Annotated in this window: 15 protein-coding genes, 2 tRNA genes and 1 pseudogene; all 18 read left to right on the top strand. The window is 45.4% G+C overall.

Features of this window, described 5'->3' with window-relative positions:
• Positions 1-10 precede the first annotated feature (10 nt).
• The 18 genes and pseudogenes from RH86_RS04580 (at position 11) to RH86_RS04495 (ending at position 20,715) form a co-directional block, all read left to right on the top strand.
• Positions 11-847 carry an OmpA family protein gene (locus RH86_RS04580; RefSeq protein WP_038219261.1) on the top strand — a complete coding sequence of 279 codons (837 nt, stop codon included), beginning with the start codon at positions 11-13 and terminating at the stop codon, positions 845-847.
• A 76-nt stretch (positions 848-923) separates the two neighbouring features.
• Positions 924-2,945, top strand: a pseudogene (locus RH86_RS04575) (SLBB domain-containing protein); the annotation flags it as partial.
• A complete protein-coding gene (locus tag RH86_RS04570; RefSeq protein WP_009385274.1) occupies positions 2,945-3,637 on the top strand; it encodes a tyrosine-protein kinase family protein in 693 nt (230 codons plus the stop codon). The pseudogene RH86_RS04575 and the gene RH86_RS04570, both read left to right, overlap by 1 nt.
• Positions 3,638-3,657: 20 nt before the next feature.
• Positions 3,658-5,961, top strand: a complete 2,304-nt coding sequence (locus tag RH86_RS04565) for a response regulator (protein ID WP_009385273.1) — start codon at positions 3,658-3,660, stop codon at positions 5,959-5,961.
• A gap of 35 nt (positions 5,962-5,996) precedes the next feature.
• A complete protein-coding gene (locus RH86_RS04560; RefSeq protein ID WP_009385272.1) occupies positions 5,997-7,466 on the top strand; it encodes a sigma-54-dependent transcriptional regulator in 1,470 nt (489 codons plus the stop codon).
• On the top strand, positions 7,444-8,511 hold the full coding sequence (locus tag RH86_RS04555; protein ID WP_009385271.1) for a glycosyltransferase family 4 protein: 1,068 nt from the start codon (positions 7,444-7,446) through the stop codon (positions 8,509-8,511). The genes RH86_RS04560 and RH86_RS04555 overlap by 23 nt, the downstream gene beginning before the upstream one ends.
• A gap of 122 nt (positions 8,512-8,633) precedes the next feature.
• Positions 8,634-9,848, top strand: a complete 1,215-nt coding sequence (locus tag RH86_RS04550; RefSeq protein WP_009385270.1) for a glycosyltransferase — start codon at positions 8,634-8,636, stop codon at positions 9,846-9,848.
• A 9-nt stretch (positions 9,849-9,857) separates the two neighbouring features.
• A complete protein-coding gene (locus RH86_RS04545; protein ID WP_009385269.1) occupies positions 9,858-11,048 on the top strand; it encodes a glycosyltransferase family 4 protein in 1,191 nt (396 codons plus the stop codon).
• A complete protein-coding gene (locus RH86_RS04540; RefSeq protein WP_223296323.1) occupies positions 11,041-12,534 on the top strand; it encodes a lipopolysaccharide biosynthesis protein in 1,494 nt (497 codons plus the stop codon). The genes RH86_RS04545 and RH86_RS04540 overlap by 8 nt, the downstream gene beginning before the upstream one ends.
• On the top strand, positions 12,531-13,931 hold the full coding sequence (locus RH86_RS04535) for an O-antigen ligase family protein (RefSeq protein WP_009385266.1): 1,401 nt from the start codon (positions 12,531-12,533) through the stop codon (positions 13,929-13,931). The genes RH86_RS04540 and RH86_RS04535 overlap by 4 nt, the downstream gene beginning before the upstream one ends.
• Before the next feature lie 70 nt (positions 13,932-14,001).
• Positions 14,002-14,718, top strand: coding sequence for an acyltransferase (locus tag RH86_RS04530; protein ID WP_009385265.1), 717 nt, complete (start codon positions 14,002-14,004; stop codon positions 14,716-14,718).
• Positions 14,711-15,823 (top strand): glycosyltransferase family 1 protein, encoded by a 1,113-nt coding sequence (locus tag RH86_RS04525; RefSeq protein WP_009385263.1) that lies wholly within the window; start codon positions 14,711-14,713, stop codon positions 15,821-15,823. Before RH86_RS04530 ends, RH86_RS04525 begins: the two co-directional genes overlap by 8 nt.
• On the top strand, positions 15,820-17,259 hold the full coding sequence (locus RH86_RS04520; protein ID WP_009385260.1) for a GumC family protein: 1,440 nt from the start codon (positions 15,820-15,822) through the stop codon (positions 17,257-17,259). Before RH86_RS04525 ends, RH86_RS04520 begins: the two co-directional genes overlap by 4 nt.
• A gap of 113 nt (positions 17,260-17,372) precedes the next feature.
• Positions 17,373-18,479: a glycosyltransferase gene (locus tag RH86_RS04515; protein WP_009385258.1), complete on the top strand. Its 1,107-nt coding sequence runs from the start codon at positions 17,373-17,375 to the stop codon at positions 18,477-18,479.
• Position 18,480: 1 nt separating this feature from the next.
• Positions 18,481-19,662: a glycosyltransferase family 2 protein gene (locus tag RH86_RS04510; protein WP_009385256.1), complete on the top strand. Its 1,182-nt coding sequence runs from the start codon at positions 18,481-18,483 to the stop codon at positions 19,660-19,662.
• 10 nt (positions 19,663-19,672) lie between these two features.
• Entirely contained in the window at positions 19,673-20,311 is a 639-nt protein-coding gene (locus RH86_RS04505) for a sugar transferase (protein WP_009385255.1), read from the top strand.
• 213 nt (positions 20,312-20,524) lie between these two features.
• Positions 20,525-20,601, top strand: a tRNA-Val gene (locus tag RH86_RS04500).
• A 37-nt stretch (positions 20,602-20,638) separates the two neighbouring features.
• Positions 20,639-20,715: transfer RNA gene (locus RH86_RS04495), tRNA-Val, on the top strand.
• Positions 20,716-20,749: the final 34 nt, after the last annotated feature.

Here is a 20,749-nt window from a genome sequence, read left to right as displayed (position 1 = left end):
GGCGGTTGGCATGGTTACTTTTCGTAGATACATAGCCCTAGCTATGTCAATAATCTTGCTAGGTTGCACCAGCTATCCTGATGATGGACGCGGTGGCCTAGCAGAAAATCATATCGATAATAGTTTTTCACCGGTCATGCCCGACGAACCGCTTGGCCCTGAACATGGTCTGCGCTTCGATTGGCAACTGACCAAGCTTCATTTAGATGCATTAATCCGAGAAGGCGCTCGCTGGTGCTTCCCTGCTGCCGTCGTGCAGGCAATCGAAAAACAGAACCGTATTGCTCGAGAGCTCGAGGGAGGCCTGATGCTGGATGCGGCAAATGATATTGTCATTCAACGCAAACGTCTCGGTGAATTAGAACGCCAGCTCGACTATGTTACCTCTCAAGCCAATTGCGTACCTCCAATCAACCAAGATGCATTTCGCATGCAACTTGCCGTCGTCGATGAATTGTTCAACCTACTCAACGTCGACAATCAGTTTGCGTTTAACTCGACGGAAGTAAACCCCAAATACATGGGGCATCTCGCCAGAGCCGCTAACATCTTAAGTGAGAATCCAAGCCTAAACCTCTCTGTGACTGGCCATGCTGATGCAACCGGAGACGATCTCTACAACAAAAAATTGGCCATGGATCGCGCACAACAAGTGAAACGTTACCTGATTATTTTTGGCCTTAATCCAACCCGAATTACTACCCACTCATTGGGTGACTCGCTCCCTCTATACGATGGCACCACGGAAGGCGTCAAATTAACCAACCGCCGCGTCAGTATTGAAGTTATCGCCACCAAAGAGCTAGCAGAGCAAAATCCACTAGGAGATTATTATGCGTTGGATTAACACCCTGTTCCTCACCCTGGCCCTATTGGCTGGCAATACATTCGCGAACCAATCCAGTGATCAAGTGTCGCAAGAAAAAGTGCAAATTGGCGACATGATCCAGATTAATCTGCCGGGAGAGAGCTCGTTGAATCGTGGCTTTCAAGTGGATAAACGTGGTCGTATTGATCTACCAGAAGTCGGAACACTCTACGTGGCGGGTTACAATGAAAAGCAACTGTCCGAGTCAGTTTTAGCCGCGCTGAACGAAGTCTATCGCGATGTTTCTTCCGCCAGCGTTTATATTGCGCAACAACAAATCCTGATTTCAGTGCAAGGCTATGTCACCTCGCCCGGTGAATATACTTTACCCAAGAACGCCAATATTCAAACGGCACTGCACGCTGCGGGTGGTCTCCGTTCCGGTGCTCAATTGGATAACATGCTGCTCAAAAGAGGCAACGGTAAGCAGAGCTTCAACTACAAAGCCTTCCTCGATTCTGGTGATGAATCGCTGCTACCTCATCTCAAATCGCTCGACAGCCTTTTTGTCCCGGCCTCACCACTTGTTGGCAACATCGAACAACAATTTGATGCAGCAAAGCAAGCCAATGCGGGGGACAGTGCCGATAACCGCACCGCCATTAAAGTGTTTGGCGAGGTCAATGCGCCAGGTTCGTTTTCTTTTAAACCCAATACCGATTTGGTCGATATTTTAATGCGTGCTGGTGGTGTAACTCGTTATGCCTCGGTAGAGCAAATCCGTGTGATCACCAACAACACACCGCAAATGTTTAACCTAAAACGTTATCTCGACAGTGGGGACGAATCCTTACTGCCCAATTTAGCTGAAGGGACGACTATTTTCGTCCCTAAACAAGAAGAAGAGATTAAAGCCGGGGCAAATGTTGTCTACATCATGGGGGAAGTAGCGCACCCCGGCGCCTATGAGGGTAAATCGGGGGCGTCCTTTATGGATATTCTCGCCAACGCTGGTGGCCCAACCCGTTTTGCCGAATCACGTCAAATCCGTCTTATCAAAGCCAGCGGTCGCGTGATCAAATTCGACTTAACCGCCTACACCGAAGGATTAAGTGGCCAAGGTCCCCCTAAAATTGGTCCTGGTGACGCGATTTTTGTTCCTGAAAAGACCGACATGAATGAAAAATCATGGTTAAAAATCGCTCCCGAACGCGCGGTCAGTGTAATCGGAGAAGTTGTTCGCCCAGGCCGTATTGAATGGTCAGATGAAATGGACTTAATGGATCTGCTTGCTCACGTTGGCGGCCCAACATTAAGAGCCGACACCACGAAAATCGAGGTGGTTAATGGCGATGGCAAGCTGCACACATTTAACCTCGATGAATTTATTTTAAATGGAGCCCCACCGTACGACCTACCCGTAATTAGTGCTGGTTCTATCGTGCGTATCCACGATTTACCGCAAGATCCATCTGACAACAAATCCCAATGGGTTCGCCAAAGCTCCGACGCCTCAATTTACGTCTTTGGTCAAGTTAACTCTCCGGGCCGCTACCGTTTTACCAAAGAGATGCATTTTCTCGATATTCTTTCAGCTGCCGACGGGCCAACCAAAGATGCGGATATTCACAATATTCGCGTCACGCACCGTGACAAGAGCTATTCAAAAGTGAGTAAACTCAATCTATCACTTTATTTTGAAACCGGTGATGAATCGCTGCTCCCCAACGTTGTTATGGGCGACACTATTTATATTCCTGAAAAAGACAAAAATTGGCTCGATCAAAGTAAAGAATCAACCGTGCGCATTTTGGGAGCAGTCAACAAACCCGGTCGCTATGTATTTAACGACAACATGACCATCTTGGATGTGCTTGCAGAAGCTGGCGGGCCAAATGACAACGCCTATGTAGAAAAAATCTCTGTGGTCAATATGTCTTGCTGCCAACAGCAAGCCCGCACCTTCAACCTGATCGAATTCAGTAAAACTGCGAACATCTATCAACTGCCCGTTATTCGTGCTGGCGACACCATTTTTGTGCCCGACCGTCGAGATACCTTTCTTGAGAAAGCACGAGTCGGCCTAGAAGATATCCTTCGACTGACTACCACGATTGTACTGATTGGAGCCTTATAATGATTCCAGCCACACACAATGAAATTGAGCAAATCTACTTAGCGGCAGAGCAGCAGCAATCGAGGTCAATTTGTGTTACGGCCTGTCATTCTGGTGACGGTGTAACCTCAGTTGCAACCGCATTGGCAGAGCGTTATCTCCTTGCTGGACAATCCACTCTGCTTGTCGATCTAAATTTGTTTCGTTCGAATTTCCAATCTTCACCATTATTGACACAAACAAGCGACGAGCCCATCAGCTGGTTGGAACAAATAGATAGCGGTCGCGTGTTCACCGGCATCATAAAACCCACTTTGCAATCTGACATTGTAAATTACCGTAACCCACTCTACTTAGAGAAAAAAATCGAAAAATGGTTGCTTGAGTTCGATCGTGTCATCGTCGATACGTCGCCATTATTGCAAGTCAATCGTGGCAATATCTCGGCACAGAGTGTCGCCCAAGCCTGTCAACATACTTTACTGGTTGTTCTTGGCGCACGGACTAGAGAAACCCAGCTCAGCATGGCAATGGAGCTACTGAATCGCAGTGAAAGTACGTTGATAGGTTGCGTGATCAACAGTAAATATCAGCCTACTCTTGCTCAAGAAATGGTCCGCGAGATCAATCGCTTTACCTGGATTCCAAAAGGGTGGCGCGATAACTGGAGTGCGAAACTATTAAAACATGAGTTACTGACCTTAATCGCGTAAATTCACGGAGGATAATCACTATGTCATTTCGTTCAAAAACCATTATCGGAATTGCACTGATTGAAGTGGTTTTGCTGGTTATCTTAGTATTCAGCGCGATGCGTTTTCTTTCTCAATCCAACGAGCAACAACTGTTACAACGTGTCACCACTACTTCGCAAATGCTTGCAATAGTGGCTGAAAAGCCATTGATAAAAAACAACATTAAAGACCTTGAGGTACTAGCAAACCAATTTTTAATCGTTGAAGACCTCGCCTATATTCGTATTGCCAATAACGGCGAAGACTTAGTTTGTATGGGTGATAAAACCCTGCTTGAAAGAGCGATGTCGGTCGATTCAAATTTAAATACCACTAACGATGGTGTCTTTGATACCCGCGTCCCTATTGGCGACAGCGGCGCTTATATTGACATGGGATTTCGTACCGATGCCATTAGCGCCATGTTGAAACAAGCTCGCCAATCAATCATCTCAATTGCCATTATTGAAGTTATCTTAGTCGCATTTTTTTCTTATATTTTAGGTAGTTACCTTACTCAAGGCCTTACTCGCCTAACCAAAGCAGCAAATACCGTATGCCGTAACGGTCCGGGCTTCCAACTTAACGAACATTCTAAAGATGAACTGGGCGATGTCGCTAGAGCCTTCGATGCCATGTCAACCAAACTGGAACAAAGCTACGGCTCATTGCAACAAGCTCGGGCTGAAGCAGAACAAGCCTGTGAATCAAAAGGCCGCTTCTTAGCATCAATGTCTCATGAAATACGTACACCAATGAATGGGGTTCTGGGGGTATTGAATGTATTAGAAGAAACAAAGCTAACTAGAGACCAACGTAAACTCATCACAACCGCAACGGATTCTGGTCACTTTTTGTTGTCAGTGATTAATGACATCCTCGATTTTACCCGCATGGAGTCAAACACCCTAATTCTCGACAACTCACGGTTTGATTTCCGCCGTTGTGTCGAAAGTGTGGTTGACAGTTTTATGCCCTTAGCCAAAAACAATGACCTAATTCTACATTGTTACATTCCCTCTCAAGTGCCAGCCAGAGTTCGTGGTGATGAGAATCGCATTAAGCAGATCTTGCACAACTTAATTGGTAACGCGATTAAATTTACCAAACAAGGTAGTGTCTCGATCAAGATTGATTCTCGTTCGCTCGATGATGAAAAAGTCGAGCTAATCTGCAGCGTAACCGATACGGGTATCGGCATTAAAGCCAGTGCACTCGATTACCTATTTGAAGAATTCACCATGGTTGATCAGAGCTACTCACGGATACACGAAGGATCAGGGCTTGGACTTGCCATCTGTAAACGCTTAACCCAAATGATGGATGGTCATATGGAGGTCAGCAGTGAACCCGACGTGGGTAGCACTTTTTCTTTTTCGATCACGCTTGAACTGGCTGATGAATTACTCGGCGATGTAAATCCAATCCGCATCAAAGCCACTCCTCTTGATCCGAACACCCGAATTTTGGTCGCAGAAGACAATCGCGCCAACCAACTGGTTATTAAGAGTATGTTTAGTCATGCAGGATTAAATCTTGATCTGGTCGAAAATGGCAATCAGGCCGTTGAACAAGTACAAAAGTATCAATACGACCTGATCTTCATGGACATTTCCATGCCAGAAATGGACGGAATGGAAGCCTGCAAAGCCATACGAGCGCTTGATGACCCACATAGCGCCAACATTCCAATTATCGCGCTTACTGCACATGCGCTGACTGGTGACAAAGAAAAATTCTTAGAAGTGGGAATGAACGATTACTTATCAAAACCGGTACGATTGTCACAACTAATTGAAAAAATTAATCTATTCTTAAATAGTGAAGATGAAAAATGCGCCGACAAGGAAGTGTTCAGCGCGACAGATATTGTCGATGAATCATCCCTATCCGCCAGCGATGATAGAAATAAAGTAAACAACGAGGAGATCACCGTGAACGAAGAACTCGTGGATGAAGAAATTTTGCAGCAAATGATTCAAGACACCAGCGCTGATGTCTTACCTCTGCTAATCGATCATTATGTCGAAGAATCAAAACAGCGCATCGAAACCTTGAATACGGCGTTTATCGAAAAAAATGCTGAAGTTATAGAATTCGAGAGTCACACACTTGGCAGTTCATCCTTAGCACTTGGCAATCGTGTATTATCGGATCTAGCGCGAAAAATTGAGCGCTTGTGCCTTGAAGGCCATCCAGAACAAGTTTTCGACTATCACCAAGAGTTAATTGAGCTTGCTCAACACTCTTTCGAAGCCATCATTCATAGAAAAACGCTAGGATTCACCCAAACCGCTGAATAAATCATCGGTTGTGACGTGACAACAAGGAAGTGCCAATGAAATCAAAAGTACTTTTAATCGAAGATTCTACCTCACTGGCAGTGTTGTATCAGCAGTATGTCAAAGACGAGCCTTTTGACCTTTTTCACGTTGAAACAGGCCGTGAAGCGATCGCATTTATTGAGCGTAATATCCCTCAACTGGTGATCCTTGACCTAAAATTACCCGATATGGATGGCCAAGATATTCTTGACTGGATTGTCGAGAATCAAGTTCCCACCTCGGTCATTGTCGCGACTGCGCACGGTTCGGTTGATGTTGCCGTCAACTTACTACAGAAAGGCGCTAAAGATTTTATAGAAAAACCAATCAAAGCCGACCGTTTGAAAACATCGATTAATCTGCACCTTCAACGTGCCAAACTCGAAGATTTGGTTGAAAACATCGAGAGCAAATTTGATCGCCAACGCTTCCATGGTTTTATTGGTAGTAGCTTGCCGATGCAAGGTGTTTATAAAATAATCGACTCTGTAGCCCCAACCACCGCCAGTGTGTTTATTATCGGCGAAAGTGGTACCGGTAAAGAAGTGTGCGCTGAAGCGATTCATAAAGAGAGTAAACGCCGTGATAAGCCGTTTATCGCAATCAACTGTGGCGCAATTCCTAAAGACTTGATGGAAAGTGAGATTTTTGGTCATCTAAAAGGGGCATTTACCGGCGCAACAACCGATAGAAAAGGCGCAGCTACGGCAGCCAATGGCGGTACCATGTTCCTTGATGAACTGTGCGAAATGGACTTGGAAATGCAGAAAAAATTGCTGCGTTTTCTCCAAACAGGCACGTTCACTCCTCTGGGTGCCAACAAGGAACAAAAGGTTGATGTTCGCATCATTTGTGCGACCAACCGCGATCCTCTAGTGGAAGTTGAAGAAGGCCGATTCAGAGAAGATTTATATTACCGCGTACATGTCGTGCCGATTGAAATGCCCCCGCTACGCGAACGCGGTGGTGACATTGCTACGCTTGCCTCCCATTTTCTAAAACTGTACGCGAAGCAAGATCAGAAAAAATTCCGCACTATCAATAAAGACGCAGAAGCGATCTTAAAACGCTACGCATGGCCAGGTAACGTTCGTCAATTACAGAACATACTGCGTAATATTGTCGTGCTCAATAACGATGAGCGTTTAGCGGTGGAGCATTTACCGGCACAAGTGGTGCAATTACGAAAAGCCGCCAACGTAACGCGAACGGCCAATGTCGATAATCACTCTTCCCCTGCAGCTCAAGAGCATATTGTGAATGAAACAAATCACACCGCCACGTCACAAAGTGAGAGCTCCAATATAAGTGAGTCGGCCATTCGCCCTATGTGGCAGATTGAACGTGAAGCCATTCAGCAAGCGATTGAACTGTGTGATGGCAACGTGCTCAATGCAGCAGTACTACTCGAACTGAGCCCGTCTACGGTTTACCGTAAAAAACAGGCTTGGGAAACAGAAGATGAACAAAACTTCGTCCAGTGAGATTTGGTTAATAGTCGATAGCCGCCAGTTTGGCGGTATCGAAACGCATGTTTTGCAACTCGCTCAAGGGCTAATCGCCCATCAGCAATTGGTAAAAGTATGGCTAGTGAGCCGCTATTCATCGCCGTCACCTATCTGCACGAAGCTAAAAACACTAGGAATAAACTATGATTATCTCGGCGGTGATGATGCCCAAGCAAGTCATCTAAGGGCGCTTTCCAATCTTATTCACTTACTCAAACAACAACGACCATTACTGGTTCATGCCCATGGTTATCGTGCGAGTATCCTAAGCAAAATTGCTAAGTTACTCACTCGCAGCCATCAAATATCCACCTACCACGCCGGTGAAAACCCAAGCGGCCGAGTCAAACTCTATGATTGGCTCGATCGCATCAGTGCCTTTGTATCTAACCAATCGTTAGTCGTTAGCCACGCCATCGCCGATAAAATTCCGACTCATAGCCACTACCTCAATAACTTTATTGACTGCCAATCCATCTCTTTTCAACATGGCCAATCCATCGCTTTTGTTGGCCGATTAAGTTCAGAAAAAGCACCCGACCGATTTTGTCGTTTGGCCGCTAATTTCCCTTCACTCCACTTTGATATTTATGGTACCGGCCCTCTCAAACAACAAATCGACACCATTGCAGGTAAAAACGTTCACGGCCACGGCCATCAAAGTGAAATGGATACTGTCTGGCCAACCATCTCAGTATTGGTGATTTGCTCTGAATTTGAAGGATTACCTATGGTCGCTCTAGAAGCAATGGCTCGCGGTATTGTCGTCATTGCTAGCCGAGTGGGAGAACTGCCGAACTTGATTATTAATGGCGAAAACGGCTGGCTAGCCCACGATGAAGCCACTTTCAGCGAGCAATTGCAGCTGTGGAAATCTCTGAGCGATGAGGGACAGTTAGCAATGCGTGTCAATGCCACCAACACCATTCATCAACATTACTCTCAGCAAGCGGTCATTCCCAAATTGCTAAAAATCTACCATGCAGTTTCAACTCAGTTTGACTCTCAAATTGCGAACTAAACGTTCAACATCGCACAATTTCAAATATTTGAACTAAATTTCAGATACTTACACTGACAAAGCTATTGGCATCTAGATTGCTCTATTACCACTATGATAACAACAATGTGGCGGGCTAGCGGATGACTGATATAACAAAAATCTTATATGTTCATTATGGTGAGAACTGGATTCGAGGTAGTGAACAATGTCTACTCGACCTTATTCTCAATCTCAATCGCCAACGCTTCGAACCCATCGTGTGGACGAATAACCCGGCACTGTTGCCCTTTCTAGAGGCGCAAAACATTGAATACCAATTGGATGACTTTACGTTGCTGCTCGGTTGGCAGGAGCCAACCTTTGACTTAAAAAGCTGGGCGTCGTTGGTCAAAAAAGGACAGCGGCTGGTCAAGCAGCGCAATATCTCATTGGTTCACATCAATAGTGGCGCTCCGTGCCAGTGGATGGCTGTCGCAGCGCGGTTATGCCATTGCCCAATGGTCACTCATTTACACAGTGACTACCTAAGCCGTGACCGCGTCACGCTCGGCCTGCACATGTCACCACATATCATCACCGCCAGCGATGCCATCTCTCAAAATTTGCGCCTTGACGGTTACCCAACTGATCAATTGTCGGTCATACATAACGGCATCAACATCGACGCCTTACAACAGCAAAAGACGGTGGATATTCATCAACATCTTAGTTTAAATCCAGACACGAAAATTTTTACCACGGTCGGTTCGCTCATTGAGCGAAAAGGCGTCGACCGTATCATTCAAGCACTCCGTTACCTCACTTTAGAATATCCGAATAGCCATCTGGTCGTGATTGGTGAAGGTGAGCAAAAGCAGCAACTGATTCAACTAACCCATGACATGCATTTAACCGCACATGTCCATTTCGTTGGCGAACAACACAATGTGGTTGGTTGGCTAAAGGGATCTGATGCGTTTGTTAGTGGTGCCCGCCAAGAAGCCTTTGGTTTGGTTGTCACTGAAGCGGCTATTGCTAAAACCCCTATTATCGCCCCGTATGAAGGTGGGATTCCCGAGATAGTTCAACATGGCGAAACGGCGCTGCTTTACGTCAATAATGGTTACGCGCCATTACTCAATATGATGCGCTGTATTCACTCTCATCCCACTGAGTGTCTTGAACTAACTAAACGAGCTTATCAAGTCGTCTGCGACCATTTTAATCATCAGCGTTATGTCGATGATATTTGTGCGCTCTATCAGACCTTGCTTGAGCAGCAACAACCTAGCCGACCTTCTCTACTGAATAGCTTTAAGCCTTTGAAAACCGCGTTTTCTAATCGTCACAAGTCACTTTCTGGCCGCAATAAATAGGAGTTATCTATGACTATGATTCATAACGTGATATTTGACCCTATTCCGTTTAAGGGCGGTTCAAAAATCGCCACGAGTGAAGCCTTGAGGCAATGTGATCGCCAACAAGTCACTTTTACGGTTCTGACCGTTGATCGCGACTTCTGGCAAAACAGCATGTTTGCGAATCAACATCGCGTTAACGTGCTACCTTTGATCGCACTTCCATGGGTAAGTAGACAATATTCTGGTCTATTCTATTGGCTCAATCAATTTTACTTCGCTTTAGCACTGCTCTGTTATTGCATTCGACTGCCTAAAGTCGACCATGTTATAGGGGCGTCAGGTCCCGGCATTGATATGGCGATTTATCTTGCCCAATTAGTGCATCGTTTTTCGATTGTTCAACTCATCCATGGCAACGTAGCCACTTCACGCTCAATTGGTTGGTGCTTAACGCGAGCACAACAGATTTTCTATTTACCCTCAGCGCATCAAAGCATGGTGAACGCCTTGCAATGCTATATCCGTCATCATACAAATATCGAAGATGTCGATGCCGTAACGCTATTTCACATCAAGTCGAATCATTTCCACACTTTCGTCAACGGTCTTGCCAAAGAGAATTGGCCTTCCAAAACGATGGCTCAGATCCCAACCTGCTTCTGGTGCGCTTCAACGCTAAAATGGAAAGGGCTCGATCTATTTGTCGACACACTCCGTCAATTGCATACCACTCATGCCGTGAAAAGCCATATCTGTTTTATCCAACCTAAAGAGATCATGTTGGAGGTCTCGAGTGCCCCCATCGCTCTAAGGCATACAAAATGGTATCAAGACCCCAACAATCTCGATGACATTCGTCGCGGATGTAATATTTTTGTTTCGACCAGCACCAAAGAGCCCTTTGGCCTATCGATTTTAGAATCGCTTGCTGCGGGGATGTGCGTCATCATCCCGCAAGACGGTAGCTATTGGGATTTACAGTTAACTGATAAGGTTAACTGCATCAAATACAAAGCGGGCGATCCGTTTGCGCTAAGGCAGGCCATTCTCTCGGTCTACACTGACCAACACTTATTACAAGCAACCCAACAAAATGGCATTCAAATCGCTCAACGCTATCGTGCCCATAAAACCTATTCACAGATCGTTGCAGGCGTGAGTGGCCAGTTAGTCGACAACGAATTAGCCGAGTCCGCATGGCTAGATTATGAATAGTCCACGTGTGACAACGCCATCGGGACAACACGCTGAGAAAGCGACGAGGATGGGTGCTTGGAAAGAAATGCTCCTTTACGGTTCAGCACTGCTGATGATGAAAGGCGCCTCACTCATTACCCTGCCATTTATGACCCACTACTTATCGGTTAAGCAAATTGGCCAACTGGAGTTACTTGCCACCAGCACGGTGTTGTTTACTATGCTCACTTCGCTCTCCATGCATGAAAGTTTGTATCGGTTCATCGCGACGCTAGAAGACAAACATCAGCAACGTGAACAAACCAATCGGCTCTACATAACGGCGATTTGCATCTCGTTGCTCGTCGTGACGATATTATTTGGCCTCTATAAAGGGCTCCAACTGCTTGCGCCCTCACTCATCCTCTTTCACTATTTCACGCCGATGCAATGGATATTGATTGCAACTGCGGTGGTATTGGAAAGCGCTCTAGCCATCAGTTTGGCGTGGTTAAGATTACAGGGTCGAGCCGAGGTGTTTTTCAAACTTAGCGTGGTTAGTGTAACCTGCCAAGTCAGCTTAATTTTATTGGTCGTCCGTTTTTATCCAAGTGTCACCGCCGTCTTTTGTGTCGGTGTTGCAACCGCATTACTGCAGTGTCTACTTTTGCACTGCTACCATCGTTTTCACCTTCAACTACTCACTCCTACACAAATTGCCCATTACTTACGCTATTGCTTGCCGATTATGGGCTCCGCTTTGATCGCCTTCGGTCTAAACGGGGGAGAACGATGGATTGTGGCACAAACACTCAATCTTGAATTACTCGGGCAATATGCTATTGCACTTAAATTTGCCCTCGCCGTTGGAATTTTGTTGCAGCCATTTCATATGTGGTGGATGCCAAAACGGTTTGAATGCTGGCAAACACAAGGCGCAAAAAAAACAGCACAAAATAGTCAAGCCGGGATTGTGTATGCCTGTGTAATGTCACTTGGCGTAGTGTGGCTAGCAAAATGGTTTATCATTCTCTATTTGCCTAGCCACTATTCATTGGCGGTCAATTTAATCGTGATGACTGTCGCCGCTATGTTGTATAAAGAGCTCGTAGAAATCGTCAATATTGGCTTACTTAAAAGCCAGCAAACACGCCGTTTACTGCTGGTCAATCTCATCATCACCGCGACTACATTGTTGATGCTTTTTGTCATCATGGTAGTATTGGATTATCGGTCTATTTGGCTCATTGTCACAATGGTCGCACTCGCGCAACTGAGTCGTTTTATCGCCGTTTTTATCCTCAGTCAGCAGCGCGCCCCTTTGCCTTATCATTCAGCCTTAAGTGTCTTAATTCTAATCACTTCCTTTTTTCTGATTAGCGCCTTTGCTGATATTCCAACTACATTGATGTTTATTCTTGCCTTTGTTCAACCCGCAATTTTATTGCTCGCCGCGCAACAGCTCGGTGTCATTAATTTTCCTTATCACGCGGTAAAACTCGCATGGCAGAGATTTCGCGTATGAATAAAACCTTACCAATGCCTCATTTAGTCACCTTAATAGTTGTTTGTCTGATCTTATCCATTGCATGGCTGACCAATCCGAGTCCTGCGTTTATTATCGCGCTAGGGCTACTGCCCCTTGGCGCTTTATTTGTCGTCAACCAAACCTTTTGGATGGTGAGCTTGTTTGTGCTGTTCTCTTTTTTCCGTATTCATGAAGCTTTTCCTGCTATTTACAACTTACGTATCCCGTTATTACTCTCTCTAGGTGCATTGAGTGCGTTATGTTTTCATATTCTAATCAGTAAACAAATCAAACCGTTTTGGCACCCATGCCTTGGGTGGTTAATCGCTTTCTGGGTATTGATTTTTATTGGTGTTATCTTCGCCTCGAACCGCGGGGTTGCCTTTGAATATTTCAAAAATGTCTATTGGAAAATTATCGTTATGACGCTGGCTATCGCGTGGTTAATCTCCAGTGAATTAAGCCTAAAGCGCATGGCCATCATGATTGTATTAGCAGGTTTGATGATTGCCGGCGTTGCGATTAATAATACCTTTAGTGGCGTTGGACTGGTTGAAGGCACTCGAGTCACTATTGGTCGAGATTTAGGCTCAATGTTGGGTGATCCTAATGACCTTTCATTGGTATTAATGTTTCCTTTAGCGTTTTCTCTAAGTTTAATGATGACAAAAAATCTCGGCTGGATTCGATTTCTCGGTGCATTGTGTACTGTGGCAGCTTTTTACGCTGTGATTGAAACTCAAAGCCGCGGCGGTCTACTCGGAAGTGTCGCTATTTTAGGCATTTTTGGTCTGAAATATATTCGTTCCAAGTTCTTGCTCGGACTACTAGGGATCATCGCCACCATCGTACTGTTTTCAGTGGCGGGCATTTCCGAACGGCAATCAGGGGGCAGCAGTGAAATAGGCGTCGATGAGTCCGCAATGGGTCGCCTATATGCTTGGGAAGCGGCGTTTAAAATGGCGTTAGATCGACCGTTAACCGGGGTTGGCATCGACAATTTTTATTTCAATTACTTTTATTACTCCTCACACTGGGATGGGTTAAATCATGCCGTGCACAGTACTTGGTTTGGTGTTCTTGCGGAATCTGGCTTCGTGGGATTATTGGTGTTTATCGGTATCATTGTCACTGTAATCAATACCAGCCGCAAAAATTTAAAAGCACTAAAAGAAAGCCAGCATACCTTCTCTCCTTATGTTCAAGCCACTGCCTTTGCTATCTACGCGAGCTTAGTCGGCACCATAGTCTCCGGTACGTTTTTAACTCAAGGCTTTAATTGGCCTATTTATATCCTTGCAGGTCTCTCGCTTGCCTGCCATCGCATTATTCAAAACGATTCTCAAAATGACAATCAAACAACAAACAACAAACAAATCATCGTAACCAAATGATTTATAAGCACTATATCTTTGGCACACTATGTGCCTTGTTTATTAAAACAATATCGATAACGAGGTGCTTATGTCAGTTGCGTCACTCAAAATTTGGCTACAAACTCACCCAAACCCACGCTACCAAAGACTGTTTGAGTGGCTAAAAAAGGCCCGCGCAACCGGCGTACCTACGCCACGTTGGTTTAACGTGACGATGTTTCATTTAGTGCAATTCTTTTCCTTAGTCAGCCAAACCATACTGCGTCTGTTTGTGTATACGCCAGCATTCAAAGGCCGCACCGCACAATGTGGTCAACAGCTTTATCTCTACGGCGGAATACCTTTTGTTTCAGGCCCCCTTACATTACGGATTGGCCATCAGTGCCGAATTTCTGGCCACACAACATTCTCTGGCCGAGTACAAAGCGGTCAACCCGAACTACTGATTGGCAGCAATGTCGATATAGGGTGGCAAAGCACAATAGCGGTCGGTAAAACAATCGTCATTGAAGACAACGTACGCATTGCCTCAGGTGCGTTTATCTTTGGTTATTCCGGTCATGCTCTTGATGCTCAGTTACGTTCCCAAGGGGCCCCTGACGACGATGCCAACGTGGGTGATATCACCATCAAACAGGATGCATGGATTGGCACCAATGTGACCATCTGCCCCAATGTCACCATCGGCGAAGGCACAATCGTCGGAACCGGCAGTGTCGTGACTCATGACCTTCCCGATTTTGTGGTTGCTGTCGGTAATCCGGCGCGAGTCGTCCGCCATTTAAAGGAGCAAGACTATGCGTGATATGATTGTTTTTGGTGAAGATTTTGGTGGTCTGCCATCGAGCACTCAACACTTAATCCGACACCTTCCTAAAATGAGAAAGATCATCTGGGTCAATTCAATAGGCTTGCGTCAGCCTAAACTAAACGCCAATGATTGCCGTCGCGCAGTCTCTAAGCTGATTGGAAAACCAAAGCAAGGCTTTAGTACCCCTTCTCAAGTGCCTGATAATGTTCATATTGTCAACTTGCGTACCATACCTGCACCCAGCAGTCATATTAGTCGCCAGCTCGCGAAGACGATGATGTTGAATCAACTTCTTCCGATCTTAGCTAAACATCATATTGAAAAACCGATTTTATGGAGTTCATTACCCACCGCAGCCGATCTTTGCGGGCATCTCAATGAATCAGCGGTGATCTACTACTGTGGTGATGATTTTTCAGCGTTGTCAGGTGTCGACCATCAGGTGGTCGCCGAACACGAAGAGAAGATGGTTAAAAAAGCCAACCTTGTCCTTGGGGCAAGTAAAGCAATCTGCGCGAAGTTTCCGCATAGCAAAACCTTGTTGCTCCCACACGGAGTGGATGTCGACCTATTTAGCCAGCCAGCGCCAATCGCGGTTGACTTTCCACAAAACGGCAAACCTATCGCAGGCTTTTATGGCAGCCTATCAAACTGGTTAGATTATGATTTGATCAATTTCGTTGCATTAAATCTTCCGGGTTGGGATTTTCTTTTCATTGGACCAAATGAAATGCCTTATAACCCACTGCCAAAGTTGGCCAATATTCATTATTTAGGCCCTAAACCACACCACCAACTCCCTTGCTATAGCCAGCACTGGCAGGCCAGTTTGTTACCCTTCAAATCCACGAAGCAAATCCAAGCATGTAATCCTCTAAAACTACTTGAATACCTCGCCGCTGGTGCACCTATTGTCGCTACACCTTTTCCCGCATTAGAGCGATATAGTAAGTACGTCAATGTTGTAGAGAGCGCTCATGAAATGAGCGAAGCGCTTAAAATGACCAACTATGAACCTAAGCACTCAGCAGACATTGTCGCAGATGATAGTTGGCGAGCTCGTAGTCAATTTGTTCGCTCACTATTGGATATGATATGAGTGGCATCACGCTGCGTATTGCGGAGATATTAAATGCGGCGTGGCGACAGCGTTACGTTATCGTATTACCGACATTAATTTTACCTTTTGTTGGTTTGATGGTCGCTAAACTTGCCCCGACAGTGTATGTCTCACACACTAGTATGCTTGTCCAAGAAACGGCAAAAATGAACCCTTTTTTGGAGGATATCGCGGTTTCGACCATGCTAAAAGAGAGATTGAATGCGTTGAGCACCTTGTTAAAAAGTCGCCATGTTCTCCACTCTGTCGCCGCAGATCAAGGCCTGATCACTCCTGATATGAGTACATTACAACAAGAACGCATTATCCAACGTTTATCGGCTAACCTCTCTGTCAATCAACCTGGCAAAGATTTCCTGCAGATAGAGTTAACGGCCGAGAAACCAGATGGTATGGCTTCCCTGTTAACCTCTATCAGTGAGCACTTTATTGAACAACTGCTCGCGCCTGAGCGCTCTTCTATTCGTGACTCTAGTGAGTTCTTAACCATTCACATTGAAAAACGCCATAGTGAGTTAGATCAAGCAGAAAAGGCGCTGGCTGAGTACCGAAACAAAAACCTTGCTGTAACTCCTGAAATGCAAAACCAAAGCCTCACCCAACTGGCGACGCTCAAACAAAACCTAGCGGAAAAGCAAGCAGAACTGGCAGGGGTGGAAAAAAGCTTAGGCTCGCTCGATCAGCAGTTGTCCAAGACAAATCCAGTTATTGGCCGTATCGAAGATCAAATTATCGAAATTCGCAGCACACTGACTTTACTTCAGGCTAAGTACACCGATAGCCATAGCTCCGTACAAGCCAAAAAAAGAGAACTAAAGCGCTTGGAGAGTGAACGCAACTTATTATTAGAAGTTGAACAACCCAATGTCACCAGTGATCAACTTTGGGATATCGCCAGCAGCAATACACTCTCTGATATTAATAACATTCAACCCTTATTGGTCACCCAACTTCATAGCTTACAACTATTACGCAGTCGCTATGAATCTTTAACAGAAGAAACCAAAAGTCTCGAGTCAATGATTGCTGCAATTGAAAAACAAGCCCAAAACTTTGGGGATACAGCACAACAGATGTACCGTTTGAAACGGGATGCTCAAATCAAGCGCCAGCTGTATGACGAGTTATTGCAACGTTATGAAATGGCGCAATTAACTGGCTCTCTTGGGATATTTGAGGAAAACAAACGTGTCAAAATTATCGACCTACCCTATACCCCGAGCGCTCCTGCAAATTTACCGACTTTGATTTACATTCTTGCTGGCTTGATAGCGGGTATCGGGCTTGGTGTAGGGATGGCTTACCTTTTCGAATTATTTGATTCATCTCTGCGTAGATCTGATCAAGTAGAGGCGATAACGCATGCGCCAGTACTGACAACCATTCCTAAAATTGCATTACGATTCTCAAAATAACACCACCGATAAATACCCTACAACAAATTACATAAATAATTGTTTTTACTGATATTAACTTATGGCACAGAAGATGCAGCAACCATATAAGTTGATTAATACGGTGGTAAAACATGAATAAGAATGATGCAAAACAAGCACAGCCAAAATTAACTGTTCATGTCGTGCAACATCTTGCGCCCGGTGGTATTGAAACGTTAGTTCTTGAAATGTTACGCCATGCCGACAAGCAACATCGTATTTTGATTGTTAGCTTGGAAGGTCGCCTATCCAGCGCAGTTCAACGCTGGCCAAGGCTAATGCCTTTTAAGAATCACCTTATTTTTCTCAATAAACCTCATGGCGTGCAACTGTCAACACTGCTCGTACTGGCGAAACTATTGAAGTTATTAAAACCACAGGTGCTCCATACCCATCATATTGGCCCTTTACTGTATGGTGGCGCAGCAGCAAAAATTGCTCACATATCTTGTCATATTCATACCGAGCATGACATTTGGCATCTATCAAATCGTAGCAGCGCTCGCCTACAGCGCATCGCCTTAAATATGGCAAAACCACGTTTAGTCGCAGATGCAGACAGTGTTAGCGCAGGCTTAAGCCGTCAATTCAATTACCCCGATATTACCGTGATAAAAAATGGGATTGATTGCCAACGCTTTAAACCCGCAAGCCTCACTTTAGCGCGACAAAAATTGGGGCTACCTTTGGCAGATACGATTATTGGCAGCGCAGGACGATTGGAATACGTCAAAGGACACGACATATTGATAAAGGCACTCCCCCTTCTGCCTCGAAACATCTCTATCGCCATTGCAGGTATCGGCTCTCAAGCTGAAAAACTCAAAAACCTAGCTCAGCAGCTCAATGTGGCAGATCGCATACATTGGCTGGGTTTGGTTGAGGATATGCCGCGCTTCTATCAATCACTCGATATGTTCTGTTTACCATCACGTCACGAAGGCTTCCCACTTTCCACATTAGAAGCACAGGCATGTGACATTATCACGATTGCAAGCCAAGTTGGTTCAGTCGAAGAAACCATTTGTCCTTATAGCGGCGCTTTATTTGAGTCAGAAAAACCACAAGCGCTCGCAAGACAAACGTTATCTACCTTAGCCGACATAAAACCCGCAAGCCCTCGTCGATTTGTACTCAATAATAATAATATTCAAACGATGGTCGCCGCTTATCAAAACTTATCAGTGGAAGTTCGTTAATATGCTAAATACTCTGCTCATTGTTCTATTTTTTCTCAGTGCAAGCTTAGTGATTTATCATCACTTCGGCTATCCATTATTGCTGCGTTGGTATGCCAGAAATGAAACCGCTCGCCAGCTCAACACCCCATTACGATGCTATCAACCTTCGCGCGCCGATCGCGCTCGAGCGACCATTACCATAATTGTTCCCGCCTATAATGAGCAGCACTGGATTGCCGATAAAATTCGCAACCTTGCCTGTCTCGACTATCCACGTGAGCGCTATAACGTGATCATCGCGTGTGACGGCTGCACAGACAAAACTGTGGCTATTGCCGAAGAAACCATTCAAGAAGCCATCTGCAGCGAAACGCACTTTGAAATCATCAATTTCACACACAACCGCGGTAAAGTGGCCCTCATCAATCACCTAATGCCGAACATAATCAGTGATATCACAGCGCTAAGTGATGTTTCTGCGTTAATCTCGATCGATGCGCTTCTGCTCGCCGATCATCATTTTCACGATACCAATGTCGGCGTGCTTAATAGCCAGTATCAGCTGCTGGCTTCAATCAATCCCAGTGAAGAGAAATATTGGCGCTACCAAAGTATGGTGCAGCTTGGTGAAGCCAACCTAGGCGCAAACATTGGCGCACACGGTGCGTTTTATTTATTCCGAACTCATCTATTTCAACCACTCGCCGACAACACCATCAATGATGATTTTATTCTGCCAATGGAAATCGTTCGCTTGGGGTACAAAGCGATCTATGAGCCTAACGTGGTAGCGATTGAGCAAGAACCCTCGAGTGCGAATAAAGACTACCAACGTCGCCTGCGTATTTCGGCGGGCAACATGCAACAAGCCATTCATCTAGCGGGCCTATTTATGCCTCGCTATCGTGCCATTGCGTTTGCGTTTGCTTCAGGAAAAGGGCTACGATTACTGACACCTTACTTAATGATCACTTGCTTCGTTACCTCGGTATTGCTCGCCACACAACCTATATTTGCCTTATTCGCCCTTGCACAGATACTACTCTATGCCATTGCCCTATTTTGTATCCATTTTCCTCAGCATATATCCAACAAATACTGCCAATTTCTCGCCTATTTTGTCACAGGGCACTTTGCCAATCTCTATGGCGGACTGCGCTACATCTTCGGACTAGAAAATGGACGCTGGAAGCGAGTATAAGGAGTCTGACATGCCTCACATCACTGCAAATTACCCAACTTGGCTCGCTAAGCGCTTATTTGATCTCTTCGGTGCCTGTTTGGCGCTGTTGCTCTTTGCACCTATACTGCCGTTTATTGCACTGGCAATTAAACTCACTTCCACTGGGCCCGTGTTTTATCACCAGCTGCGAGTCGGTAAATCGACACCAGCCCAAATGGAATTGTTCTACATTATTAAGTTTCGCACCATGTATCAGGATGCTGAGACTCGCTCTGGCGCTGTATGGGCAACCAAAAATGATCCGAGAATCACCCCTATTGGACGCTTTTTACGTAAAACACGACTGGATGAAATACCGCAACTGTTCAATGTGCTGCGCGGCGAAATGTCACTTATTGGTCCGCGCCCTGAGCGACCAACTTTTTACAACGAACTGGAAGCTGCTATTCCCTACTTCGCCGACCGCACTTACGGAGTCATGCCGGGTATAACCGGCTTAGCACAAGTAAACCAAGGCTACGACACTTGCATTGATGATGTCAGACGCAAAGTAGGCTTTGATCACAGCTATGCGTTATCACTGCATTCAACAAAATCGTGGTTTATGATGGATAGCAAAATTATTTTAAGTACCTTCATCGTGATGTTTAACGGCCGTGGTCAATAAAATCAACCCCATGTACCTCATTTATAGACGCTAATATCTATAAACCGACTCGGCTCACTCAATTTACAGAGTGAGCTAGCGCACACTTTTCCACCCCACAAGAATAAAACTCAACCAATCTGCACACAACTCCGCCAAACAGTTCAATTTCCTCAAAATTACCCTTGCGCCGTCCCAAAACAGTGGGTAATATTCGTCTCGTTCCACAGGAATGCCCGCTTAGCTCAGTTGGTTAGAGTACTTGCATGACATGCAAGGTGTCACTGGTTCGAGTCCAGTAGCGGGCACCATTCTTGTCTTAAACAAGAAAGTTGAACAATACAATTTGCCCGCTTAGCTCAGTTGGTTAGAGTACTTGCATGACATGCAAGGTGTCACTGGTTCGAGTCCAGTAGCGGGCACCAAATTCGTTCTTATGAACAAACAACAAAGCCCACT

The organism is Vibrio sp. N418 (genome assembly GCF_000222565.1).
In the GTDB taxonomy this organism is placed as follows: domain Bacteria; phylum Pseudomonadota; class Gammaproteobacteria; order Enterobacterales; family Vibrionaceae; genus Vibrio; species Vibrio scophthalmi.
The sequence above is the reverse complement of the archived record's forward strand: the minus strand, read 5'-3'. Positions and strand labels throughout refer to the sequence as shown.